22 protein-coding genes, 2 tRNA genes and 2 pseudogenes are annotated in these 24,590 nt (G+C 67.5%); 15 read left to right on the top strand and 11 right to left on the bottom strand.

Annotation, left to right across the window (positions count from 1 at the left end; genetic code table 11):
* Positions 1-103 precede the first annotated feature (103 nt).
* The 7 genes and pseudogenes from rplA to VF649_RS14415 form a co-directional block, all read right to left on the bottom strand.
* A pseudogene (gene rplA, locus VF649_RS14445) lies at positions 104-799 on the bottom strand (50S ribosomal protein L1); the annotation flags it as partial.
* Between the two features lie 4 nt (positions 800-803).
* Positions 804-1,235, bottom strand: coding sequence for a 50S ribosomal protein L11 (gene rplK, locus VF649_RS14440; RefSeq protein WP_331012657.1), 432 nt, complete (start codon positions 1,233-1,235; stop codon positions 804-806).
* 162 nt (positions 1,236-1,397) lie between these two features.
* Positions 1,398-1,937 (bottom strand): transcription termination/antitermination protein NusG, encoded by a 540-nt coding sequence (gene nusG / locus VF649_RS14435; RefSeq protein ID WP_331012659.1) that lies wholly within the window; start codon positions 1,935-1,937, stop codon positions 1,398-1,400.
* A gap of 8 nt (positions 1,938-1,945) precedes the next feature.
* The gene (secE, locus tag VF649_RS14430) at positions 1,946-2,149 is read right to left on the bottom strand and encodes a preprotein translocase subunit SecE (RefSeq protein ID WP_331012656.1); all 204 of its coding nucleotides are present in this window, start codon (positions 2,147-2,149) and stop codon (positions 1,946-1,948) included.
* 128 nt (positions 2,150-2,277) lie between these two features.
* Positions 2,278-2,353: transfer RNA gene (locus VF649_RS14425), tRNA-Trp, on the bottom strand.
* 57 nt (positions 2,354-2,410) lie between these two features.
* Entirely contained in the window at positions 2,411-4,777 is a 2,367-nt protein-coding gene (locus VF649_RS14420; protein ID WP_331012655.1) for a putative bifunctional diguanylate cyclase/phosphodiesterase, read from the bottom strand.
* A gap of 134 nt (positions 4,778-4,911) precedes the next feature.
* Entirely contained in the window at positions 4,912-6,648 is a 1,737-nt protein-coding gene (locus tag VF649_RS14415; protein ID WP_331012654.1) for a fatty acyl-AMP ligase, read from the bottom strand.
* Positions 6,649-6,789: 141 nt separating this feature from the next.
* Between VF649_RS14415 and VF649_RS14410 the strand changes: the two genes are divergently transcribed.
* The 5 genes and pseudogenes from VF649_RS14410 to VF649_RS14390 all read left to right on the top strand — a co-directional run.
* The gene (locus VF649_RS14410; protein ID WP_331012653.1) at positions 6,790-7,341 is read left to right on the top strand and encodes a regulatory protein RecX; all 552 of its coding nucleotides are present in this window, start codon (positions 6,790-6,792) and stop codon (positions 7,339-7,341) included.
* 128 nt (positions 7,342-7,469) lie between these two features.
* Complete coding sequence (locus VF649_RS14405; RefSeq protein WP_331012652.1) at positions 7,470-8,126, top strand: cold-shock protein; 657 nt, start codon at positions 7,470-7,472, stop codon at positions 8,124-8,126.
* Between the two features lie 44 nt (positions 8,127-8,170).
* Entirely contained in the window at positions 8,171-8,572 is a 402-nt protein-coding gene (locus VF649_RS14400; RefSeq protein WP_331012651.1) for an NADH:ubiquinone oxidoreductase subunit NDUFA12, read from the top strand.
* The gene (mlaD, locus tag VF649_RS14395; RefSeq protein ID WP_331012650.1) at positions 8,569-9,066 is read left to right on the top strand and encodes an outer membrane lipid asymmetry maintenance protein MlaD; all 498 of its coding nucleotides are present in this window, start codon (positions 8,569-8,571) and stop codon (positions 9,064-9,066) included. Before VF649_RS14400 ends, mlaD begins: the two co-directional genes overlap by 4 nt.
* Positions 9,067-9,287: 221 nt before the next feature.
* Positions 9,288-9,521, top strand: a pseudogene (locus tag VF649_RS14390) (DUF2155 domain-containing protein); the annotation flags it as partial.
* Positions 9,522-9,556: 35 nt separating this feature from the next.
* On the opposite strand, the gene aat reads toward VF649_RS14390, so the two are convergent.
* Entirely contained in the window at positions 9,557-10,279 is a 723-nt protein-coding gene (gene aat / locus VF649_RS14385) for a leucyl/phenylalanyl-tRNA--protein transferase (RefSeq protein WP_331012649.1), read from the bottom strand.
* Between the two features lie 135 nt (positions 10,280-10,414).
* Between aat and VF649_RS14380 the strand changes: the two genes are divergently transcribed.
* Together VF649_RS14380 and VF649_RS14375 are read left to right on the top strand one after the other, a co-directional pair.
* Entirely contained in the window at positions 10,415-11,269 is an 855-nt protein-coding gene (locus VF649_RS14380) for a cytochrome b/b6 domain-containing protein (protein ID WP_331012648.1), read from the top strand.
* Positions 11,266-12,027 carry a molybdopterin-dependent oxidoreductase gene (locus VF649_RS14375; protein WP_331012647.1) on the top strand — a complete coding sequence of 254 codons (762 nt, stop codon included), beginning with the start codon at positions 11,266-11,268 and terminating at the stop codon, positions 12,025-12,027. The genes VF649_RS14380 and VF649_RS14375 overlap by 4 nt, the downstream gene beginning before the upstream one ends.
* 34 nt (positions 12,028-12,061) lie before the next feature.
* Here VF649_RS14375 and VF649_RS14370 read toward each other — a convergent pair.
* A tRNA-Ala gene (locus VF649_RS14370) sits at positions 12,062-12,137 on the bottom strand.
* A 255-nt stretch (positions 12,138-12,392) separates the two neighbouring features.
* Between VF649_RS14370 and VF649_RS14365 the strand changes: the two genes are divergently transcribed.
* Complete coding sequence (locus VF649_RS14365) at positions 12,393-13,475, top strand: DUF2171 domain-containing protein (RefSeq protein ID WP_331012646.1); 1,083 nt, start codon at positions 12,393-12,395, stop codon at positions 13,473-13,475.
* Positions 13,476-13,588: 113 nt separating this feature from the next.
* On the top strand, positions 13,589-14,578 hold the full coding sequence (locus tag VF649_RS14360; RefSeq protein WP_331012645.1) for an NADP-dependent oxidoreductase: 990 nt from the start codon (positions 13,589-13,591) through the stop codon (positions 14,576-14,578).
* A 75-nt stretch (positions 14,579-14,653) separates the two neighbouring features.
* Here VF649_RS14360 and ypfJ read toward each other — a convergent pair whose 3' ends face one another.
* Positions 14,654-15,550: a KPN_02809 family neutral zinc metallopeptidase gene (gene ypfJ, locus VF649_RS14355; RefSeq protein WP_331012644.1), complete on the bottom strand. Its 897-nt coding sequence runs from the start codon at positions 15,548-15,550 to the stop codon at positions 14,654-14,656.
* A 183-nt stretch (positions 15,551-15,733) separates the two neighbouring features.
* Between ypfJ and VF649_RS14350 the strand changes: the two genes are divergently transcribed.
* From VF649_RS14350 to VF649_RS14325, 6 genes are all read left to right on the top strand, one after another.
* Positions 15,734-18,346: a M1 family metallopeptidase gene (locus tag VF649_RS14350; protein ID WP_331012643.1), complete on the top strand. Its 2,613-nt coding sequence runs from the start codon at positions 15,734-15,736 to the stop codon at positions 18,344-18,346.
* Positions 18,346-19,488: a patatin-like phospholipase family protein gene (locus VF649_RS14345; RefSeq protein ID WP_331012642.1), complete on the top strand. Its 1,143-nt coding sequence runs from the start codon at positions 18,346-18,348 to the stop codon at positions 19,486-19,488. The genes VF649_RS14350 and VF649_RS14345 overlap by 1 nt, the downstream gene beginning before the upstream one ends.
* A gap of 819 nt (positions 19,489-20,307) precedes the next feature.
* The gene (locus VF649_RS14340; protein ID WP_331012641.1) at positions 20,308-20,541 is read left to right on the top strand and encodes a hypothetical protein; all 234 of its coding nucleotides are present in this window, start codon (positions 20,308-20,310) and stop codon (positions 20,539-20,541) included.
* Between the two features lie 137 nt (positions 20,542-20,678).
* Positions 20,679-21,464: a 3-hydroxybutyrate dehydrogenase gene (locus tag VF649_RS14335; RefSeq protein WP_331012640.1), complete on the top strand. Its 786-nt coding sequence runs from the start codon at positions 20,679-20,681 to the stop codon at positions 21,462-21,464.
* Between the two features lie 68 nt (positions 21,465-21,532).
* Positions 21,533-22,195: a DUF4893 domain-containing protein gene (locus VF649_RS14330; protein ID WP_331012639.1), complete on the top strand. Its 663-nt coding sequence runs from the start codon at positions 21,533-21,535 to the stop codon at positions 22,193-22,195.
* A 17-nt stretch (positions 22,196-22,212) separates the two neighbouring features.
* Entirely contained in the window at positions 22,213-23,532 is a 1,320-nt protein-coding gene (locus tag VF649_RS14325; RefSeq protein WP_331012638.1) for an amidohydrolase, read from the top strand.
* A 128-nt stretch (positions 23,533-23,660) separates the two neighbouring features.
* Here the strand turns inward: VF649_RS14325 and VF649_RS14320 are convergent, their stop codons facing one another.
* Entirely contained in the window at positions 23,661-24,224 is a 564-nt protein-coding gene (locus VF649_RS14320) for an outer membrane beta-barrel protein (RefSeq protein WP_331012637.1), read from the bottom strand.
* Positions 24,225-24,590 lie beyond the last annotated feature (366 nt).

Here is a 24,590-nt window from a genome sequence, read left to right as displayed (position 1 = left end):
CGCGGAAAAGATGGCAACACAATGGCTTGAGCGGGTACGAAAAAGGGCCGAGGCGTCGCCGCCCCGGCCCTTTCTTTGCTGCGTGCGCGGAGGCAGACGCGTAGGCGCCCGCAACCTCCGCCACGTCGACCTTGAGGCCCGGACCCATCGAGGAGCTCAGGGCCACCATCTTGACGTACTTACCCTTGGCGCCGGTCGGCTTGGCACGCACGATCGCGTCCACGAACGCGTCGAAGTTGCGGCGCAGGTCCGCGTTCGAGAAGCTCGCCTTGCCGATGCCCGAATGGATGATCCCGGCCTTTTCGACGCGGAACTCGACCTGGCCGCCCTTGGCCGCCTTGACCGCGTCACCGACGTTCATGGTGACGGTGCCCAGCTTCGGGTTCGGCATCAGGCCCTTCGGACCCAGCACCTTGCCCAGCCGACCGACCAGACCCATCATGTCCGGGGTCGCGATGCAGCGATCGAAATCGATCGTGCCGCCCTGCACCTGCTCCAGCAGATCCTCGGCCCCGACGACCTCGGCCCCGGCCGCACGCGCTTCGTCGGCCTTGGCGCCGCGGGCGAACACGCCGACGCGGACGTCCTTGCCGGTGCCCTTGGGCAGCGTGACGACGCCGCGGACCATCTGGTCGGCATGGCGCGGATCGACGCCCAGGTTCAGCGCGACCTCGATCGTCTCGTCGAACTTCGCGGTCGCGTTGGTGCGGGCCAGTGCGATGGCTTCATCGACACCGTACAGCTTCAGCGCATCGACGGCCTGCGCCATCGCCTTGTTCTTCTTGCTCAGCTTGGCCATCGGATCAGCCCTCCACCACTTCCAGGCCCATCGCGCGTGCGGAGCCTTCGATCGTCTTCGTTGCCGACTCGATGTCGTTCGCGTTCAGGTCCTTCATCTTGGCCTGTGCGATTTCCGCCAGCTTCGAGCGGGCGATGGTGCCGGCGCTGATCTTGCCCGGCTCCTTCGAACCCGACTTCAGGTTCGCGGCCTTCTTGATCAGGTACGACGCCGGCGGGGTCTTCGTCGCGAACGAGAAGCTGCGGTCGGCATAGACGGTGATGACGGTGGGGAGCGGCGTGCCGACTTCCTGGTCACCGGTCGACGCGTTGAACGCCTTGCAGAATTCCATGATGTTGACGCCGCGCTGACCCAGGGCGGGGCCGATCGGCGGCGACGGATTGGCCTTGCCGGCCGGCACCTGCAGCTTGATGTAACCGGTAATCTTCTTCGCCATGTTTCACTCCTATGGCTTAGCGGTGTTGACGGCAGTTCTGAGGCTGCCTCCCGCGGACTTTTCCGGGCAAACCCGGAAACGGTGGTTCGGTCCTCTACCGCCGGGATGGCGGAAGGGCCCGTGAAATCCTACGAAGTTGTCATGGTTGTCGCGTGAACGGCGTCACTTGACGCGCTCAACCTGTTCGAACTCCAGCTCCACCGGGGTGGCGCGGCCAAAGATCGACACGGATACCTTGACGCGACCCCGATCGAAATCGAGTTCCTCGACCAGGCCGTTGAAGCTGGCGAACGGACCGTCGAGCACCTTCACCGAATCGCCGATCTCGTAATCGACCTTCAGCTTCGCCTTGGGGGCCGCGATCGCGGCCTCTTCCTTGGTGTTCAGGATGCGCGCCGCCTCGGCCTCGCTGATCGGTTGCGGCTTGCCCGACGATCCGAGGAAGCCGGTGACCTTCGGCGTGTTCTTGACGAGGTGATAGACCTGATCGCTCATGTCGAGCTTCGCCAGGACGTAGCCGGGAAAGAATTTGCGGTCGGACGTCACTTTCTTGCCGCGGCGGACCTCGGTGATCTTCTCGGTCGGGACCTCGACCGATTCGACGAGATGTTCGAGACCGAGCCGGGTCGCGTCCGCCAATATGGCCTCGCGCACCTTGTTCTCGAAGCCCGAATAGGCATGGATAATGTACCAGCGCGACATGCTCACCCTTAACCCTTGCTCGCCAGCGACAGCAGAAACTGCACGATCTGGCTGAAGATCGCGTCGACCCCGAAGAAGAACAGGCCGAGCGTCAGCGTCATAATGACGACCATGATCGCCGTCGTGACGGTTTCCTTGCGGGTCGGCCAGACCACCTTCGCGGTCTCGGCACGGACCTGCCGGATGAATTCGCCGGGAGTAACCTTGGCCAAAATATCCAACCTTCGCGAAACGACGATAACGAGGCCGCGCGCCGCCTGTCGGAACCCTGAAGGCCCCGGAAGGTGCGCCCGCCTCGCCTGCTTTCTTGCCGACCCGAATAACCATCCCGTTCAGAGGATGGCAGGAGTAGGGGGACTCGAACCCACGGCCCTCGGTTTTGGAGACCGATGCTCTACCAACTGAGCTATACTCCTCCGGGTCGGAAGAAGGCGTGCCTTAGCGGGCGCCCGGCGCAAGTGCAAGAGCGCGGATCATCCGGCGCGCGCATCGCGGAAGGACGCCGCCGCATCCGGCATGTCGCCGCAGACCAGCGCCGCCGCGGCCTCCGGCGTCATCGGCGATCCCGCAAAATGGCCCTGGATGCGGTTGAGCCCCAGCCCGCGCATGCTGGCGACATCGGCCTCGCTTTCCGCGCCCTCCGCGACCGTCGCGACTCCCAGCGCATCGGCCATGGCGACGCCCGCCCGCACGATCGCCAGGCTTTCGCGGTTGCCGTCCGCGGCGCCGCGCACGAAGCTGGTGTCGATCTTCACCGCGGAATAGCGGCCGAAGCGGATATGGCCGAGCGAGGTGTAGCCGATCCCGAAATCGTCCAGCACGACGCGCACGCCGAGCGCCTGGACGCTGTCGAGCACCGCCACCATCAGCGGATCGTCCTTCAGGAAGAAGGTTTCGGACACTTCCAGTTCCAGGCGATGCGGCTGGATGCCGGCATGCGACAGCGCGGACAGGACGGTGGCGGCGAATTGCCGGTCGTGCAGCTGGCTGAGCGCGAGATTGACCGACAGGCGGATATGATCCGGCCAGTCGCGCGCGGCCAGGCAGGCGGTGCGCAGGACCCATTCGCCGATCCGGCCGGCCAGCCGCGCCTCTTCCGCGATCTGCAGGAAATCGACCGGGGATACGTCGCCCAGCGTGGGGTGGTTCCAGCGAATCAGCGTCTCGAAACTCTGGATCGCGCCGGTATCGACCGCGACCACCGGCTGATAGACCAGCCGGAACTGATCCCCGCTGTCGATCGCCTCGCGCAGCGCGGTTTCCATCGCGCGGCGCCGCTCGGCCTGGACCAGCAGCGAAGGGTCATAGCGCCGCAGCGTGCCGCGACCGTCGTCCTTGGCCCGGTACAGCGCGAGATCGGCGTTGCGGACCAGCGTTTCGACCGAACGGCCGTCGCGCGGGGCGAGCGCAGAGCCGATGCTGGCGCCGATGCGGATGATGTTGCCGTCGATTTCGAACGGGGTGCCCAGCGCCGCGATGATCGCGCCACCGGCCGCCTCGATCATGCCGGGGCCGACGCGGGTCAGCATGACGGCGAATTCGTCGCCGCCCAGCCGGCCGCAGACATCGTCATGACCGATCAGCCCGCGCAGCCGGTCCGCGACCATCTTCAACAGCCGGTCGCCGATCGGATGGCCCAGCGTGTCGTTGACGGGCTTGAACTTGTCGAGATCGATCAGCAGCAGCGCGCAGTGGTAGCGATCGCCCAGTGCCTGGCCGACCGCGGTGCGCAACTTGTCGATGAATTCGCGCCGGTTGGGCAGGCCGGTCAGCGCGTCGAAGCGGGCCAGCCGGTCGATCTTCTCCGCCGAACGGCGCTGTTCCGTGACGTCCGATCCAACCCCGCGATAGCCGTCGAAACTGCCGTCGGGCGTGAAGCGCGGCGCGGCGGACAGGCTCCACCAGCGCGGAACGCCGTCCACCAGCACTTCGAACACCAGATCGTTGAAGCGTTCGCGGCCGTTCATCTGATCGATCAGCCGGCGGAGCGCGTCGGCGGCATCGCCGCTCGCCGTGTCCCCAGACAGCAGATCGAGCAGCGGCAGTCCCTCCAGTTCGCCCGGCGCACGGCCGGCGGCGCGGGCGAAGCGGGCGGACACCGCGCTCAACCGCTTCGCGCTGTCGACCTGCCACAGCCAGTCGGCGCCGGCTTCCTCGAACTCGCGCAGCAGGAGGCGCACCACCTCGGTCTGTTCGGCCAGCACATGATCGGTCCAGTGGCGGGCGATCAGCGCACGGCCGGCGCCGACCCCGCCGGCCGACAGCAGGATCGCATAGACGATCGGCAGCGGCGCCAGCGTGATCGCCCCGATTTCCAGCATCATGATCGACAGGCCCAGTGCTGCGGGGACGAGATAGCAGATCAGCACGAACGGCACCGGGCTGGCCGTCATCGCGGACAGCGCCATCAGCCCGCAGCAGATCACCGAGGCGGCCAGCTGCTGTTCCGGGGTGCTGCCCACGGCGAACAGCGCCGGCGGCAGCGACCAGAGCAGGCCGACCAGCGCGCTGTGCGTACCGCTGCGGAACAGGGCGCCCGGTCGCGGACCCTGGATCATGGCCGGCTGCGCGTGCCGGGATAGGAGCAGCGCGGACAGCATCAAAGCGACCGAGCAGGTCAGCCACAGGCCAAGCTGCCACGCCGGAATGCTGGTGGCGAACAGCAGCGCGATCAGGACCGCCGCGACCATGAAGGTGCTGGCAGTGAGGGGCAGGGCACGCATGAGTTCCCGATATTGTGCGCCGCGCACGCGCCGCCAATTGGGCAGGTCGGGATCGACCAGGCCGACGGTGGCACGCCACGTCTTGCCGGCAGGCGGGATTTCGGAGGGATCGATCATGTCCCACAAGCTATGCGGGCGCGATGGTTGAGGATCGGTAAGCGCCGGCCGGGCGTTTCCTTACAACCCGACGATGGCGCCCGGCCGCGACAATCCGGCATCGGCCCGTCGCATCGGCCGGCGCCGAAATGGGGTCAGGCAGCGACCGCGTAGGGCTGGATCTCGCCCGACAGATACAGGTTGCGCGCCTTGGCGCGGCTGAGCTTGCCGGAACTGGTGCGCGGCAGGGTCTTGGGCGGCACCAGTTCGATGACGCAGTTCATGCCGGTGATGGCACGCACGCGGTCGCGAATCTCCTCGCGCAGGCGGGCGCGCTCGCCATTGTCGGATGTGCGGCACTGCACCAGCACCGCGGGGGTTTCCTCGCCACCGGGGGTGGTGATGGCGAAGGCGGCGATATCGCCGGCCTTGAACCCGGGCAGCTGTTCGACCGCCCATTCGATGTCCTGCGGCCAGTGATTCTTGCCGTTGATGATGATCATGTCCTTGGCGCGGCCCACGATGTAGACATATCCGTCCGACAGATAGCCCATGTCGCCGGTGTCGAGCCAGCCGTCGACCAGGCAGGCGGCGGTGGCATCCGGATCCCGGAAATAGCTGTGCATCACCGATGCGCCGCGGCACCAGACCTTGCCGATCGCCCGGTCGGGCAGCGGGGTGCCGTCCTCCTCGCGGATCGCGATTTCCATGCCGCGCGCGGGTTTGCCGCAATTGACGATCGCGCGGTAGCGTTGCGGCCGGCCACACGCGGCGTCGCCCCCCGACAATTCGGTTTCCTCGACCAGTTCGACGACGATGCCTTCGCCCGGCGGCATGATCGACACCGCGAGCGTGGCTTCGGCCAGGCCGTAGGAGGGGAGGAAGGCGGACGCCTGGAACCCGGCATCGGCGAAGGCATCGACGAAGCTCTGCATCACGTCCGGGCGGATCATGTCGGCGCCGTTGCCGGCCACGCGCCAGCGCGACAGATCGAACCGGTCGGACGCGCGCGTCTGGCTGGACATGCGGCGCGCGCAGATGTCGTAGCCGAAGGTGGGCGAATAGCTGAGCGTCGTGCCGGGATTGCGGCTGATGAGGTCGAGCCAGGCGAGCGGGCGGCGGGCGAAATCCTCGGTCTTCAGATAGTCGGCCGAGACCTGGTTGGCGACCGGCGAGAGCAGGCAGCCGACCAGGCCCATGTCATGGTACCAGGGCAGCCAGGACACGCAGCGATCGCCGGCGCGCACCTCCATCCCGATCGAATGCGCGGCCAGATTGCTGAGCAGCGCGGCATGGGTGACGGCGACACCGTGCGGGAAGCGGGTCGATCCGCTGCTGTACTGCAGATAGGCGATGTCGGTGGGTGCGGCCTGCGGGAAGACGGCATCCGGGGCGGGGCGGGTGGCGAAATCCTCCCACGCCAGTCCTTCGACGCCGCATTGCGCCGCAGCGGCCCCGGCCAGTTCCGCCAGTTCGCGCGGGTAGAAGAGCAGGCAGGGTTCCGAACTGCCGAGCTGGACGGCAAGCTGGTCGATATAGCTGTCCCGCCCGCCGAAGGAGGTGGGAAGCGGCAGCGGCACCGGCCAGGCGCCGGCATAGACCGCGCCAAAGAACAGCTGCGCGAATTCGGCGCCGGTTTCGGCCAGCATCGCGATTCGGTCCCCCGGAACGACGCCGGCGGCGATCAGGCGGCGTGCGGTGGCCCGCGCATCGTCGCGCAGTTCGGAATAGGGATAGGCGCGGGTGAGGACGCCGCGCGGGTCATGGAAATTCAATCCGCATGTGCCATCGGCGGCATGATCGAGCGCATCGACCAGGGTCGCGAAATCCGCGAAGCGGCGCGCGCGGCCATCGTCGCTCGGCGTGGGGCCGATCGCGTCCGTGGTCGACATGCCTGCAACCTTGTCCAGCACCCAATCCTGCTCCCGTCGCTTCGACCCGCCCGTCCCGTTTCCGGGGCGCCGGGTACCAACCTTCGTCTAAACCGGATCGCACGTTCAAAATCCGGCCCGACTGTGGCACAAACGTGGCGCGTGGCACGAGATTCATCAAATCGCAACCGGGAGACGCTACGCCCGCCGCTTGATCGCGCCGGGCTGGAGCGGCTGGCGCTGCATTATCTCGGGCGATACGCGACGACGCGGGCGCGCCTCGCCACCTATCTGAACCGGAAGCTGGACGAGCGCGGCTGGGGCGAGGACGGGCCGCGTCCGGTGGCGGAGATCGTGGCGCGCATGACGGCGCTGAGCTATGTCGACGACCGGGCCTTTGCCGACATGCGCAGCGCGTCGCTGGCGCGGCGCGGCTATGGCCAGCGGCGGCAGGCGGACGCCCTGCGCGCGGCGGGCGTGGACGAGGCGGATCGTACCGCGGTGTTCGACGCCCGGATGGAAACCGATGGCGACGGCGCGCATGCCGCCGCGCTGGCGTTCGCCCGGCGGCGGCGGATCGGTCCGTTCGCCGCCACGCCCGGCGATCCCGACACGCGGCGCAAGGCCCTGGCCGCGATGATGCGCGCCGGCCATGGCTATGACATCGCCCGCCGCTTCGTGGATGCCGCGCCGGGCGAGGTGCCGGAGGACTGAGCGCGCAACCATGACGGACCCGTATCGGGCTTGCGTCGCGGCCGGTTTCATGGTGCCATCCGCAACGCGAAGCCGGGGGCGGTGGATCGGCGGGTGTTTGGGGCGTGCGGTCGATGGGGGACGAGGGCATGATGGGGATGGGGCAGGCGGCTTTTCAAAGTGTTGCCGTCGCGGAAGTGGCATTTGCGGACCTGAGTGCGGCGGAGATCGGCATCGGCGAGTCGCGGATCGCCGGAGTCGTGAAATGGTTCGACGTGACGCGCGGCTTCGGCTTCATGGTGGGCGATTCCGGCGAGGGCGACGTGCTGCTGCATTTTTCGGTGCTGCGTGATCATGGTCGTCGGACCCTGCCCGAAGGCACGCGGGTCGATTGCATCGCGTCGCGGCGCGAACGCGGGCTGCAGGCGCGGCGCGTGCTCAGCATCGACATGAGCTGCGCCACCGGGCCCGATGCCGACGCCGCGGCGCGACGCCAGCAGGAACGCGGTGATCCCACCCGGTTGGAAGCGCAGGCCGGGCCGTTCGAGCTGGTTACGATCAAATGGTTCAACCGCCTGAAGGGCTATGGCTTCGTCGTGCGCGACGGCGATGACAGCGACGTGTTCCTGCACATGGAAGTCGTGCGGCGCGCCGGGCTGGACCAGCTTCTGCCCGACCAGCGCTTGCAGGCGCGGATCGCGGCGGGACCGAAGGGGCCGATGGCGGTCGTGCTGGCGCCGTCCACGGCGGTCGCCCCGCCGACGCCAACGCCAACGCCGATACCGATGGTGATCGACGCAGCGTGACCTGCGCCATTGCGGCCCGCGCGGATCGCCGCTAAGTCGCGGCCATGTCTTTTCTCGGCAGCATCTTCACCTGGTGGAACGGCGCGACCCTCGGCACGCGCATCTTCACCCGTCGCCATGGCGGACAGGTCGGGCACGACGTGTTCGGCAATGTCTATTATGAGGCGAAGAAGCCCGATGACCGCGGCATGTTGCGGCGCTGGGTGATCTATTCCGGATCGAACGACGCCAGCCGGGTTTCTCCGGAATGGCATGGCTGGCTGCACCATACGATCGAAGGCGTGCCGGATCAGGTCCTGCCGCCGGCGCGGGCGTGGCAGAAGCCGCCCGTGGCGAACCTGACCGGAACCCGCGACGCCTATCGCCCGTCCGGCGCGCTGGACGCGGGTGGCCGTCGCCCCGCGGCGACCGGCGATTATGAAGCGTGGAGCCCGGATCAGGCATGAAGGCCGCGATCAAGGAAAATGGCGTCGAGGCCCTGATCGGCTTCGCGGTCGTTCTGGTGGCGCTGTGGTTCGCGCTGTTTGCCTGGGACCGGACCGGCGGCGGTGGTGCCGCGGGTGCGATCCACGTCAAGGCGCTGTTCCCGAACGCCAGTGGCGTGACGGTCGGCACCGACGTCCGCGTCGCCGGGCTGAAGATCGGCAGCGTCACCGGGCAGGCGCTCGATCCCGCCAGCTATCAGGTGTCGATCACGCTGGCGCTGGACCCGAGCGTGAAGATCCCGTCCGATTCCAGCGCGGCGATCACGTCCGAAGGGCTGCTGGGCGGGACGTTCATCGCGCTGCAGCCGGGCGGATCGACCGAAATGCTGAAGGATGGCAGCACGATCCTGGATACGCAGGGGTCGGTGGACCTGATGGGGCTGATCGGGTCGTTCATCAACAAGTCCGGTGACACGGCGCCGGCCGCGACTTCGGCGGCGCCATCCGCGCCGTGAAGACGGTTCCGGTCGCGCTGGTCATCGCGGCCGGGCTGGGGCTGGCCGCGTGGCAGGGCGTATCCGCGTTGCAGCAGGACGAGGCGCCGGCCGTGGCGGTCCCCGCCCCGGTGGCAGGGCCTGATCCAGACACAAATACGAAGCCCGCCGCCGCGGCGCGCGCGGACGATGCGTCGCCGCAATCCTCCGTCGCCGCGGCGCCATCGAAGACCGAAACGCCGATGGCGGAGCGGGTGGCGGTCCTGGGCGTGTTGAACAAGCGGAACGGGCTGGCGCGCGACATCACGCTCACGCCGGGTCGCGCGATGCGAATCGGCGATTTGGTGGTGCGGTTGCGCGCCTGTGAGGAAACCCCGCCGTGGGAGCCGGAACGTCTGACCGGGGCGTTCGTGCAGACCGACGTGCTGGGCCGCGACGCCAGATGGCGGCGGGTGTTTTCCGGCTGGCTGTACAAGGAATCGCCGTCACTGAACGCGGTACAGCATCCGATCTACGACGTCTGGCCCAAGAGCTGCACGATGCGGCACCCGGAGATCGGCCCCGATACGATCGCGGCGGGATCGGCCGGATCCGGTCCAGCGCCGAGACGGTCGATCGCACCGAAATCGCCCAGCACCACGCCGGCGGCCCCGCCGACGCCCAGCGCGGAATCGAGCAACGCGACATAATCGGCGCGCGGAATCTCGATCGCGCCCAGCGACGCGAGATGATCGGTGATGAACTGGCAATCGAGCAGGCGGTAGCCGCCGACCCGTAGCCGCGCGACGAGATGGGCCAGCGCCACTTTCGAGGCATCGCGGCGGCGGCTGAACATGCTTTCGCCGAAAAACGCGCCGCCCAGCGCGACGCCGTAAAGGCCGCCGGCCAGCGTCCCGTCCGCCGCCCACACCTCCACCGAATGCGCATGGCCGCGGTGGTGCAGCGCGGCATAGGCCGATTCGATCTGCGGATTGATCCAGGTATCCGGCCGATCCCCGGTGCTTTCCGCGCAGAGCGCCACCACGTCCGCGAACCGGGTGTCGGCCGTGACGGTGAACCGATCCGAGCGGATCGTCTTGGCCAGCGAACGCGCGAGCCGGAAGCCGTCCAGCGGCAGGACCCCGCGCTTGCGCGGTTCGACCCAATAGACGTCGGGCGCATCGCGGCTGTCCGCCATCGGGAAGACGCCGACCGCATAGGCCCGGAGCAGCAGGTCGGGATCCAGCGTCTTCATCGCGCCCAAGATGGCGGCTGGGGCACCAATTGCAAAGGGGGGCGCGAGGGCATCGCGATCGTTCCGGCGGCGGCAGGATCTCTGTAACCCTTTGCATCGGATTCGCGTATCATGCGGGACGACGGGAGACGCGACATGGCGACAACGGCATCGGCAGCGGCATCGGATGACAGGCCGCTGGTGAAGCGGCATCGCGGCGTGGTCCGTATCTGGCACTGGATCAACGCGGTCACGGTGTTCGTGATGCTGATGAGCGGGCTGATGATCTTCAACGCGCATCCGCGGCTCTATTGGGGGCACTATGGCGCCAACCCGGATGTCGCGTGGCTGGAAATCGGATCGACCGGCGATGCCGGTTTCGTCCGGGTGGGGCCGGTGCATGTCCCCACCACCGGCGTGCTGGGATATTGGCATGACAAGAATGGCGCGCTGCAGCGGCGGGCATTTCCCGGCTGGGCGACGATCCCGGGCGGGTACAGCCTGTCCGCCGCGCGGCGCTGGCACCTGTTCTTCGCCTGGCTGCTGGTGGTGCCGGGCGTGCTGTTCTGGCTGTGGAGCCTGACGCGCGGCCATGTGCGCGATCTGACGCCGACCCGCGCCGAACTGACCCCCGCGCATGTCTGGGCCGATGTGAAGAACCATGCGCGGCTGCGGTTTCCGGCCGGGCAGGCGGCGCTCAAATACAACATCCTCCAAAAACTCAGCTATTTCGGGGTCGTGTTCGGGTTGCTGCCGCTGCTCGTCCTGACCGGGCTCGGCATGTCGCCGGGCATGGTCGCGGCGTGGCCGTGGCTGCTCGATCTGTTCGGCGGACGGCAATCGGCGCGGTCGCTGCACTTCATCGCGATGGCGTTGCTGGCAGGCTTCATCCTGGTCCACCTGACGATGGTGCTGCTGGCCGGGCCCTATAACGAGGTGCGATCGATGGTGACCGGCCGGTTCCGGCTGCCGCCCGAGCGCGCCGATGCCAAGCAGGAGGAACTGGCATGAGCGCGTTCACACGGCGTCGGTTGATCGGCGGTGCGGGGCTGGCGGGGGCGGGGCTGCTGCTGCCGAGGTGCGACCGGCTGAACGATACGGAGAGTGTCCGGGAGACATTGCGGCTGGGCGAGCGCGTGACGATGACGGCGCAGCGCCTGGTGACCGACCGGACCGCATTGGCGCGGGAATATGATGGCGGAGACATCAGCCCCATCTTCCGGGCGAACGGGACGCGCATGCCGACCGGGGCCGACTATGCCGCCCTGCTGGCCAACGGGTTCAGAGACTGGCGGCTGGTGATCGACGGCATGGTGGCGCGGCCCTTGTCGCTGTCGCTGGCGCAACTGGGCGCGATGCCGGCGCGCAGCCAGACGACGCGGCATGACTGCGTCGAGGGGTGGAGCGCGATCGGCCGCTGGACGGGCACGCCGCTGAAGCTGTTGCTGGATGCGGCGGGTGTGCGGAACACGGCCGGCTACCTAATCTTCCACTGCGCCGATCTGTACGGTGCGCGGCCCTATTATGAGTCGATCGACATGATCGATGCGCTGCACCCGCAGACGATCCTGGCGTGGGCGCTCAACGGGCGGATGCTGCCGGTGGGCAATGGCGCGCCGCTGCGTCTGCGGGTCGAGCGGCAACTGGGTTATAAACAGGCAAAATATCTGATGCGGATCGAAGCCATCGCGGATCTGCGGCCCATCTATGGCGGCAAGGGCGGGCTGTGGGAGGATACCAACGATTATGAATGGTATGCCGGCATCTGAGCCCGGTCGCGCCGGGCCGGATCATCGGCGGGGCTGGTGGAGCTGAGCGGAATCGAACCGCTGGCCTCTGCAGTGCGATTGCAGCGCTCTCCCATCTGAGCTACAGCCCCAGACCCGTGGCCGCAGTCTCTAGCGACGTGGGCGGGCGGTGGCAACGGCCGAAATGATTTTTCGGCGGCGTCACGGGTTTCGGTCGCCGCGCGCCGGGCCGGGCACGGACCGGGCACGGAATCGTTACGCTTCATCGCCTTATCCATGTCAGTCACCTGACGTAGCGGAACCGCGGTCGGCGTCCGGCATTGAACCCGCAGGATCGCGCCGCAACACATCATGACGGCGCCTCCACCCAAGCAGGAGAAGCTTTCATGGCTTATGAACGCGACGAGGATGGTTACGGCCGGGGCCGGATGGGCGAGCGTTATGGCGCGCGATCGGATCGCGACCGCGGACCTTACGGCTATGGACCGGAACGCGGACGGGGTGATCGCGAGCGCGGACCAGCCGCGCGCGGACCCGACTATCGCGGCGGGCGGCGTGACTATGGCGGGCAGCCCCAAGGCTATGATTATGAGGATCGCGGCTTCTTCGAACGGACCGCGGATGAGGTCCGGTCGTGGTTCGGTGACGAGGAGGCGGAGCGCCGCCGTCATTATGACGAGCGCTACGGCGACCGCGAACAAGGTCGGTATGGCGAGCGGGATGCCGGCCAGGATCGCAGCGGCGGATACCGGGAACGTGACCGGTCGTCCGATGGCGATTACGGCGTCGGCGTGCCGCGTAGTTCCGGCGGGCGCTATGCCGGCGGCGGTGTCGGCGCGCCGGGTTTCGGTGGGCAGGGCCGCAGCGATTTCGGCGGAGGCCCGACCGGTGGCGGCGATTTCGGTGCCGGACGCGGTGCGGGTGCGACGATGGCCTATGGGCTGGGTGCCGGTCAGGACCGGGAACAATGGGGTCACGATCCGAACTACCGGTCGTGGCGCGACCGTCAGGTCGAGAGTTTCGACCGCGACTATGACGAATATCGCCGCGAACATCAGTCGAAGTTCGAAAGCGAGTTCGCGACGTGGCGCACCGGCCGCCAGACGCAGCGCGAGGCGCTGAACAAGGTGCAGGAACATCAGGAAGTGGTCGGGTCCGATGGTGCGCATGTCGGCACCGTCGACAAGGTGCGCGGCGACCAGATCATCCTGACCAAGAATGATCAGGATGCCGGCGGCCACCACCATGCGATCCCGTCATCGTGGATCGACCAGGTCGACGATCGCGTGATCCTGCGCAAGTCGTCGACGGAGGCGAAGGCGCATTGGCGGGATATCGAGCGCAACAGCCCGATGTTCGGCGGCAATCAGGATCGCGACCGGGCGAACGCGACGTCGCCGCAGCAGCGGACGGCCGATGACGCCACCGGTCCCCATGCGCTGAACCGGAGTTTCCCCGGCACCTACTGAACCCCCGAACGGTTCCCGTGGAAGGGGCTCGGCCAGCATGGCCGGGCCCCTTTTGCTTTACGTGCACGGAAGGCAGGGCTAGACCCGCCCGACAATCAAGAATGGAGACGGATATGGCACGCGCCTGGACCCTGACATCACGCCCGACGGGGATGCCGACCCACGACAATTTCGCGCTGGTCGATGCCGACCTGCCGACGCTGGACGACGGCATGATCCGCGTTCGCAACCATTGGCTGTCGGTCGATCCCTACATGCGCGGCCGGATGAACGACGTGAAGAGCTATGTCCCGCCGTTCGCGATCGGGGAGCCGATGCAGGGTGGCGCGGTGGGCGAAGTGGTCGAGAGCCGCGCCGATGGCTTCGCCGTGGGTGACCGGGTGGTCCACATGGCGGGGTGGCGCGACGAGGCGGTGATCCCGGCGGCGGGCGCGCAGAAGATCCCGCACGGCGACATTCCGATGCAACGCTATCTCGGCCATCTCGGCATGCCGGGAATGACCGCATGGTTCGGCCTGCTGGCCGTCGCGGAGGCGAAGGCCGGCGACACGGTGTTCGTGTCGGCCGCCGCGGGCGCCGTCGGATCGGCGGTGGTGCAGATCGCCAAGGCCAAGGGCATGACCGTGATCGGTTCGGCCGGCGGCGCGGACAAGGTGGCACTGGTCGAAAGCCTGGGCGCGGATGCCGCGATCGATTACAAGGCCGGCGGATCGCTGGCCAAGGCACTGGGCGCGGCGGCACCCAAGGGCATCGACGTCTATTTCGACAATGTCGGCGGCGCGCATCTGGACGCGGCGCTGGCGTGCGCGCGCGATCGGGCGCGGTTCGCGATCTGCGGCATGATCGAAGGCTATAACAGCGCGGAGCCGGCGCAGCTGCGCTACCTGATGCGGATCATTTCCGCCCGCATCCAGCTGCGCGGGTTCATCGTCAGCGACTTCCAGAGCCGGGTGGGCGAATTTTACAGCGAGATGGGCGCACTGGTCGCGGCGGGAAAGATCCGGAGCGAGGAGACGATCAAGGAGGGGCTGGAGACTACGCCAGAAGCATTCCTCGGTCTGTTTTCGGGCGGCAATGTCGGGAAGATGCTCGTCCGGGTCTGAACGCGTCCTGCCCGGCATCGTCTGCGCTCGCCACCCCGACATCGGCCGGGGTGGCGCCCTGCTGATCGGATGACGTCAGGCGAAGGTGTCGCACTGCGCGGGGTCGCCGGTGGTTAGCCCGCGCTGGAGCCATTGCTGGCGCTGCGCCGAACTGCCGTGCGTGAAGCTGTCCGGCGTCACGCGGCCCTGGGCTTCGCGCTGGAGCGTGTCGTCGCCGATCGCGGCGGCGGCGCGCAGCCCTTCCTCGACATCGCCGGGCGACATCAGGTTCGGATTGCGCGCGGCCCAGACGCCGGCATAGCAATCCGCCTGCAACTCGACCTTGACCTGGACCGCATTGCCCTCGGTCTGCGATACCGCCTGTTGCGCGCGGTGCGCCTGATCGAGCGTCCCGGTCAGGTCCTGGATGTGATGGCCGACCTCATGCGCGATGACATAGGCCTGCGCGAAATCACCGGGCGCGCCGAAGCGTTGCTGTAGTTCGTTGTAGAAGCTGGTGTCGAGATAGACCTTCTTGTCGGTGGGGCAGTAGAAGGGGCCCATCGCCGATTGCGCGGTGCCGCAACCGGATTGTCCGCTGCCGCCGTAGAAGCTGAGCCCGGCGGGCGTATAGGTCTGGCCACGGGCGGCAAAGAGCTTGCCCCAGGTGTCTTCGGTGCTGGCGAGCACCTGGCACGAGAATTTCTTGGCGGGTTCGGAGGTGCAGATCTGCGCCGCGCTTTCGCCCGTGGTGCGCGGCGCCTGCCGCGTCGGCGCGCCGCCGGTGATCAGCGACAGCGGGTTCATGCCGAACAGCATCGCGCCGAGCGCGAGCACGACGATGCCGCCGATCCCGAACCGGCTGGCGACAAAGCCGAGCAGCAGGCCGAAGATGCCGCCACCACCACCTCCACCGCCAAAGCCGCCGCCGCCGCCGGACCCCTGACCCTGATCCTCGACATTGTCGCTGGTCCGATAATCGTCGAGCCGCATGGTGATAGCCCCTTTCGTTCCACCCACAATGTCCGGAACGGCAAAGCGGTTGCAATTCCTGTTTCGGAACCGCGGCAACAGCGCTTGTCGCGGGCGTAGGCGCGGCTTAGGCAGGCATATCGACGCTGTATAGGGCCGGATCGGCCGATGCCGCGACCATCATGCGCTGAGGATCCCGTCTCCATGAAATCCGCTTTCCGCCTGTCCAGCCTGCTTCTTGCGTCCGGCGCGTTGCTGGGGGCGGCGCCGGCGCCGCTGGTGCAGCAGCCGGGCCGGCTGCCGCCGGAGGTCGTGCCGACGCATTACGACATCATGGTCGAACCCAATGCGGAGAAGCTGAGCTTCACCGGTCAGGAAACGGTGACGATCGCCGTGGCGCGGCCGACGACGCGGATCGTGCTGAACGCGGCCGACCTGGCGGTGGGCTACGCCACGCTGGACGGCGATGTGAAGCCGGCGAAGCTGGCGCTGGATGCCGCGGCGCAGACGCTGACGCTGGATTTCGACCGGCCGGTCGCGACCGGGACGCACACGTTGGCGATGAGCTTTTCGGGCAAGATCAACGAAAGCGCCGCCGGGCTGTTCGCGGTCGATTATCAGGACGGCAACAGCCCCAAGCGCCTGCTGGTGACGCAGTTCGAGCCGGCCGACGCGCGCCGGTTCGCGCCGATGTGGGACGAGCCCGCCGCCAAGGCGACCTTCACGCTGACCGCGGTCACGCCCAAGGGGCAGTCCAGTTTCTCCAACATGCCGATCGCGTCCGAGGCGAAGCGCGCCGATGGCAAGACCGTGGTGACGTTCCGGCAAAGCCCGAAGATGTCCAGCTATCTGCTGTTCCTGGGTCAGGGCGAGATCGAGCGGAAAGCCCGCATGGTCGGCAATGTCGAGGTGGGCGTGATCACCCGCAAGGGCGCGATCGACCAGGCCGACTATGCGCTGGATGCCGCCGCGCGGATCCTGCCTTATTATAACGACTATTTCGGCGTGCCGTATCCCTTGCCGAAGCTGGACATGATCGCGGCGCCGGGATCGAGCCAGTTCTTCTCCGCGATGGAGAATTGGGGGGCGATCCTGTATTTCGACCGGGCGGTGCTGCTCGATCCGAAGCTGTCGACCGAATCGCAGCGGCAGGACATCTTCAACGTCGTCGCGCATGAAATGGCGCATCAATGGTTCGGCGATCTGGTCACCATGCAGTGGTGGGACGATCTGTGGCTGAACGAAGGTTTCGCATCCTGGATGGCGGCGAAGGTGACGGGGGACCTGAACCCCAGCTGGAACATCCCGGCGCAGGATGTGGCGAACGCGCGGCAGGCGGCATTCTCCGTCGATGCGCGCTCCTCCACCCATCCGATCGTGCAGAAGATATCGACCGTGGACGAAGTGTCGCAGGCGTTCGACACGATCACCTACCAGAAGGGGCAGGCGGTGATCCGCATGCTGGAGGGCGCGGTGGGCGCCGATCCGTTCCGGAACGGCGTGCGCGCCTATATGGCGCGGCATCAATATGGGAACACCGTTACCGACGATCTGTGGCGGGCGGTGTCGGGATCGGCGGGCCGGCCGGTCAAGCCGTTCATGGACAGTTTCACGTTGCAGGGCGGCGTCCCGCTGATCCGCGGGACGGAGCCCGTGTGCATGGGCAACGTCACCCTGATCGGCCTGTCGCAGGGGAGATTCGGCCTGGATGCGGCGTCGAAGGCGGATCGGCGCTGGCTGGTGCCGGTCGAACTTTCCGCCGGTGGCGCATCGACCACGAAGATCGTGAGCGGCGTCAAGCGGCAGCCGGCGACCGCGGCGGGATGTGGCCTGCTGGTCCTCAACCCCCGGCAGCAGGGCTATTACCGGACCTTGCCCGCCGCCGGCCATTTCGATGCGCTGAGCCGCGGGTTCGCGACGCTGGCGCTGACCGACCAGCTGGGCCTGATGGGCGACAGCGTGGCGTTGGCCAATGGCGGCTATGCGCCGCTTGATCGCTATCTGACGCTGGTCGACCGCATCCCGCAGGACAGCGACCCGATCGTGTGGGACCTGGCGGCGACGCAGTTGCGCAGCCTGGACGCGTTGCTGGACGGCGACCCGGCGCAGGTGGCGTTCCGGACGCGGGCCCGCGCGCTGCTGGCGCCGCAATTCCGCCGTGTCGGCTTCGAAGCGCGGCGCGGGGAGGCGCCGTCCGACAGCATCCTCCGCGAAACATTGATCCAGACGCTGGGCGGCATGGCCGACCCCGACGTGGTGGCGGGCGTGCGCCGGCTGGTCGCGGGCGGGCTGGACGATATTCCGGGCGCGGTGCGCGAACCGGTGACCAGCGTGTTCCTGGCCAATGCCACGCCGCAGCAATGGGAACAGATGCGCCGGCTGGCCGCGACGTCGAAGGATACGGGCGTGAAGCGCAGCCTGTATTCGCGGCTGGGAACGGTCGAGGATCCCGCGCTGGCGCAACGCGCGCTCGACCTGGCGCTGACCACCGAAGCCAGCGTGCCGGACCGCGCGAACATCATCCGCGGCGCATCCTATGCCCATCCCGCGCTGACGTTCGACTGGGCGGTGGCGCACAAGGATCAGGTCAATGCCCTGGTCGAGGCGAGTTCGCGGCCGCGTTACATCGTCGGGCTGGCGGGGCAGGCGTCCGATCCGGCGGTGGCGACGCGGGTGACCGCCTATGCCGCGGCCAACCTGCCCCCGGCATCGCGGCAGGGGGCGGAGACGGCGGTGTCGCAGATCCGCTACCGCGCCGGGTTGAAGGCGGCGCACCGCGCGCCGCTGGCCGCCTGGTCGCAGCGCGCGGCCCGCTGATGGCCGATCGCGATCCCGCCCGCCCGCCGCGCCGTGGGCGGGCGCTGCCCCTGCCCGACGAGGTCGCGCTCGTCCTGCAGGGCGGGGGGGCGCTCGGTTCCTATCAGGCCGGCATCTATGAGGCGCTGGCCGAGGCGGGGATCGAGATCGACCGGGTCGCGGGCATTTCGATCGGCGCGGTCAACGCCGCGATCATCGCCGGCAACCCGCCCGAACGGCGCGTGGCGCGGTTGCGGCAATTCTGGACGATGCTGTCGGGGATGCTGCCCAGCTTCCCGATCTGGCAGACGACCGATGCACGCGAATGGTTGCACGAATGGTCGGCGGCGATGGTCGCGACATTCGGCGTGCCGGGATTCTTCCGGCCGCGGATGGTGCCGCCGATGCTCGCCATCCCCGGCACGCCCGACGCGCTCAGCTTCTACGACAGCACGCCGCTGCGCCAGACGCTGGACGAACTGATCGACTGGGATCTGCTGAACGACGGGCCGGTGCGGGTGTCGGTGGGCGCGGTCGATGTCGACAGCGGCAATTTCCGCTATTTCGACAGCGCGGTCGAGCGGCTGGACGCGCGCCACATCATGGCATCGGGCGCGTTGCCGCCGGGGCTGCCGCCGGTCGAGATCGATGGGCGGCATTATTGGGACGGCGGGCTGGTGTCGAACACCCCGCTGTCGCATGTGCTGGATACGCAGTCGGCCGACATGCTGGTGTTCCAGGTCGATCTGTTCCCCGCATCGAACGACCATCCGCGCACGATCATGGACGTGGCGGCGCGCGCCAAGGAAATCCAGTTCAGCAGCCGGACGCGGCAGGTGTCGGACACCATGATCCGCCTGCGCGCCGAGCGCGAGCGCATCCGGCGCGTGCTGGCCAAGCTGCCGCCCGAGCTGTGCGACGATCCCGACGTGATGGCGCTGCGCGATGCGGCGCGCGATTATGCCGCCAATGTCGTGCAACTGATCTACCGCGCCAACGCCTGGGAAGGCGGATCGCGCGATTACGAGTTTTCCGCGCGGACGATGGACGAACATTGGGCGGCCGGCCGTGCGGCAGTGGCCGAAACGATGACCCATGCCGGGTTGGTGGCCAGCAACATCCTGGACGGGAAGACGGCGGCGTTTGACCTTGGGAAGCGGTAGGGGTGGGGTGGTGATGCTGAAGGGGCGGGTGTCGATGTTCAGGATCGTCTTTACATGACGGCTTGTGCCCACAGCCGGACGCTCAGGTGAGCGATCCGGGCTCCCGATAGCGGCCATTCTTTAAGCGCGATCTTTCCCGTTTCTCCGTCTCCGACAGGCCATTTCGGGAATGAGCAATCGGGAACAGATTTTGGGAAAAGGAATGCCTCGGACGGCTTTCGGCTCGATCACGCGGGCTACTGTCCCGCTATGGGTTCGTTTGTGAGAAAATCCGAACGCTCGTTTTGGCTCGACGGGAGGATAAACGGCAACTGGCGGAATCCTACCCCCTTTTCAAAATAAGGTATGAGCTATATAGGTGATGTATGTCACTCTTAGTCCTTAAAGCGCAGCGCGCATTGTTCTTGATCGGACTAATATTATGCGGTGGACCTGGAAGTTGCGCCTTTTACTTTGTGGTAGCGTTCGCGGATGACGGGTGGGAACCTTTATTATGGTTTTTCGGATTCTTAGCACTATTAGGTTTTGGATATTGGAAAACGGATCGTCAAATCGAACGCCTTGAACGCGAGGACGATTGAGACCGTATTCCTGCAGAGGTCACAACTCGAAATTAGATCGTCCGCTTTTCACGAACGATTGAACCCGCCACCAAACCCGGCCATTCCCGCTGAACGATCCTTTTTGAGAAAGGCGGAAGCCGCGCGACGTCGGCTAACGCCACCCGCCTCCCCGAATGCAGGCGGTCCGCTTTCCAGCGAGGCTGTGTGAAAACGTCTCGTCGCGGGCGCGACGAACAACATGTGAATCAAGGAGCGCTTGACGGCGCAATTCTGGAGCCAAGGCTGTGCCGCCCTTGGATCAATGTTGCGCTGCGATGGCGATGTTTCGCGTTGTCACGCAGCCTCCACCAAATGCGGACGCTTCTCCTACAATAATCTGCTCCAGAGCCTGAAAATAGAGCGCATCTTCGATATGATCGGCAAGCTGTCGCTGTCCTACCCCGATCCCCTCGCTTATCCTCCGCGCTCGGCGCTTCGAGCACACCAATGATCGCACACGCTCCCGCCCGTCCGCCGTCCAGGCGGGACCCTGTGTGACCTTTGTTGGAGTGCCGCCATGGTTGCGGGGGGCGCCGCGCGCGCGGTAGGGTGGGGCGGTCCGTCTGTTCCCTCGACCCGGAGACCCGCATGTTCCTGCACGGCAAGACCGCTCTCATCACCGGTTCCACATCGGGCATCGGCCTGGCCTATGCCAGGGCGCTGGCTGCGGAGGGGGCGGCGGTGATGATCAACGGATTTGGGGACGCCGCCGCGATCGAGCAGGAGCGGCAGGGGCTGGAGGCGCTGTCGGGGGCGAAGGCGGCGTATAGCGCGGCCGACATGACCAGGCCCGAGCAGATCGCGGCGATGGTGGCGGAGTGCGCCGCGACGCTGGGCGGGCCGGATATCGTCATCAACAATGCCGGCATCCAGCATGTCGCCCCGATCGAGGCGTTCCCGCCGGAAAAGTGGGACGCGATCATCGCGATCAACCTGACGTCCGCCTTCCATGTCATCCGTGCCGCGGTACCGGGGATGAAGGCGAAGGCATGGGGCCGGATCATCAACACCGCGTCCGCGCATTCGCTGGTCGCGAGCCCGAACAAGGCCGCCTATGTCGCGGCCAAGCACGGGCTGGCGGGGCTGACCAAGACCGTGGCGCTGGAAGTGGCGGAGCATGGCATCACCGCCAACTGCATCAGTCCGGGCTATGTCTGGACGCCGCTGGTGGAGAACCAGATCCCCGATACGATGAAGGCGCGCGGGCTGACGCGCGAGCAGGTGATGCACGACGTCCTGCTGGCGGCGCAGCCGACCAAGGAATTCGTGACCGCGGAGCAGGTCGCCGCGCTGGCGCTGTATCTGTGCGGCGATGCCGCCAAGGCGATCACCGGCGCGAACCTGTCGATGGACGGAGGCTGGACCGCGGCGTGAGCCGCGCCACGGCGCCGGTTGCGCCGCGGGCCGATCGGGTTATGCTCCGTTGGTCTGCAGGAGCCCCGATGCGCCGATCCTTGTCCATCCTGCCGCTACTGTGGCTGACCGCCGGCTGCGGCGGGGCGGGTGGACCGCGACCGGATGCGCAGATCGCGGCGGCTTCCCCTCCGGCCCCGGCCCCTAGCCTGCCGGCCGGCACCTGGCGCGCGGTGGCGACGGTGCAGGATCGCGCGCGGCTGCGCAATTGGCGGACGGCTCTGGTGGCGGCGCTGGCGCAGGCGGGCAAGAGCGCCGGCCCCCGGATCGCGGCCGAAGGCGTGCTGTTGCAACCCGACCGCGCGCTGCCCGGTCCGGTGCCGCCGGCGGGCGCCTATCGCTGCCGCGTCATCAAGCTGGGATCGCGGGCATCGGGAATGCTGGATTATGTCGCCTATCCGGCGTTCCGGTGCCGCATCTCCGCGGCGGGGCCGGACGGGCGGCTGGCTTTTGCCAAGCTGGATGGATCGCAACGGCCGGTGGGGACGCTGTACCCGCAGGATGAGGAGCGCATGATCTTTCTGGGCACGATGGTGCTGGGCGACGAGCGGCGGCCGCTGGCCTATGGCAGCGATCCCGAACGCGACATGGCGGGTGCTGTCGAACGGATCGGGCCGCGGCGCTGGCGGCTGCTGCTGCCGTCCCCGCGCTGGGAATCGCTGTTCGACGTGATGGAACTGGTGCCGGGCTGAACCGACGGGGAATGACGATGCGGATGATGACGATGGGGCCGGCGGCGGCGTGTCTGGCGCTGATGGCGGCGCCGGCGCTGGCCGATCCGCTGGCGGATGCGGTGAAGGCGGACATGCCGCAGCTGCTGGAGATCTACCGCGACCTGCATGCGCATCCGGAACTGAGTTTCGAGGAGGTGCGCAGCGCCGCGATCCTGGCGGCGGAGGCGAAGCGGCTGGGCTTCACGGTCACCACCGGGGTCGGCAGGACCGGCGTGGTTGCGGTGATGCAGAACGGTCCGGGGCCAGTCGTGCTGCTGCGCGCCGACATGGATGCGCTACCGCTGGTCGAGCGGACCGGCCTGCCGTTCGCGAGCACGGTGACCGCACGGACGCGCGAAGGCGCCACCACCGGAGTGATGCACGCCTGCGGGCACGACACGCACATGACCGCGTGGATCGGGACCGCGCGGCGACTGGCGGCGATGAAGGATCGCTGGTCGGGCACGCTGGTGATGGTGGCGCAACCGGCGGAGGAGATCGGGCTGGGTGCGAAGGCGATGCTGGACGACGGGTTGTATCGCCGGTTTCCGAAGCCGGCCTTCGCGGTCGCGTTCCACGACAGCGCCGCGCTGCCCGCCGGGACGATCGGCTATGCCGATGGTTACACCATGGCGAACGTCGATTCCGTCGACCTGCTGGTGAAGGGCGTCGGTGGGCACGGCGCCTATCCGCAGCTGGCGAAGGACCCGATCGTGCTGGCGGCGCGGATCGTGACCGCGTTGCAGACGCTGGTCGCGCGGGAAATCGACGCGCAGGACGCGGGCGTGGTGACGGTCGGCAGCTTCCTGGCCGGGGCCAAGCACAACATCATCCCGGACGAGGCAAAGCTGCAGCTGACGGTGCGCAGCTATACGCCGCAGGTGCGCAAGACCCTGCTCGACGGGATCGGGCGGATCGCGCGCGGCGAGGCGATCGCGGCGGGAATGCCGGAGGATCGGATGCCGGTGGTGGTGGTAAAGGACGAATTCACCCCCGCGACGCGCAACACCCAACCCCTGACCGGCCGTGTGACCGCTGCGCTGGGCCGCCGGTTCGGCAGCGCGCGCGTGGTGCAGCAGCGCGCGCAGATGGGGGGCGAGGATTTCAGCCGGTTCAGCCTGGACCAGCAGGGGGTGCAGAGCCTGCTGTTCTGGGTGGGCGGCGTGCCGCAGGCGCAGTGGGATGCGGCCAAGGGCGACATCACCAGGCTGCCGTCGATCCACAGCGCCTTCTGGGCGCCCGACGCCGGCGTCACCATCGCCACCGCAACGGAGGCGATGGTGACGTCCGCACTGGAGCTGATGCCGAAGGGGTAGGTGCGGAGGGAGGGGGCGGTTGTCCGGCTCCGTCCGCCTGGACACGAAAACGGGCGCACACGAAAACGGGCGCGGTCCGTGAGGACCGCGCCCGCTGCGTCACGACTGGCCCGAAGGCCGGTTCGGGATCAGAGGTGGAACACGACGCCGGCCATCGGACGGATGCTGTGCATGTCGTAGGTCGTCGCTTCCAGGCGCAGGCGGACGCCCGAATTGCCGGTCAGGCCGCCGAGACCGATGTCCTTCGGGCCGACTTCGACGCCGAGGCCATAGGCCCAGTTGTCGTCCTTGCCCTTGTCCTTGGTGTCGACCCACTGGTAGCCGACCTTGCCGTAGATCAGGCCGCTCTCACCAGCGCGCGCACCGACGCGGCCATAGACGCCATATTCCCAATCCAGGCCGCTGAAGCCCTTCGCGACATTGCCCTCGACGCCGACGAAGCCCGGGCCGACCGCGACATTGGCGCCGACGAAGCCTTCGACCAGGCCGCCGTCGGGGCAACCCGAACCGGCGTTGCAGTTGGAGGTCAGCGGACCCTGATTGTCGCTGTCGAAATCATGATAGCCGCCCTGAACACCGAAATAGGGCTCAAGCGCGAAGGCCGCGGTGCCGTCCGGGGCAGCGTCCTGCGCAAAGGCAGCGGCGGGGGTGATGGCGGCGCCCACGAGCGCGGCGAGGAGGAATTTGTTCATCGGATAACCTTCCGTTCAAGCTACTTTACAACGCCACCAAAGTTCCCGTCGGCGGCAGCCCCCATCGAAACCGACAAACCGCCCGCTGGTTGCAGCATCCGGCGGATACATCGGAACTGTTGCGGAAGGGGCACAGTTTTGTACGGGCACCCGCAAACGGCTGCGTCGTGGGAGAGCCGCTAACGGAGGCTTGCGCAGAAAGCGAGATGCTGCGTGGCAGCAAATTGGTCTTTCGTGTCAATTCTGCCACGATCGATGATGGTGCCATCGGCAAGCCTGCGCGATCGCGGATGGGCTGCGGCGATCCGCAAACGGCAATACCTGAGCAATACCACAATGTTGGCCGGGCAGCGATCGTCCCCTGTA

The organism is Sphingomonas sp. (assembly GCF_036387535.1).
Classification (GTDB): Bacteria; Pseudomonadota; Alphaproteobacteria; order Sphingomonadales; family Sphingomonadaceae; genus Sphingomonas_R.
Note: the sequence above shows the minus strand (reverse complement) of the source record. Positions and strands in the feature narration are given on the sequence as shown.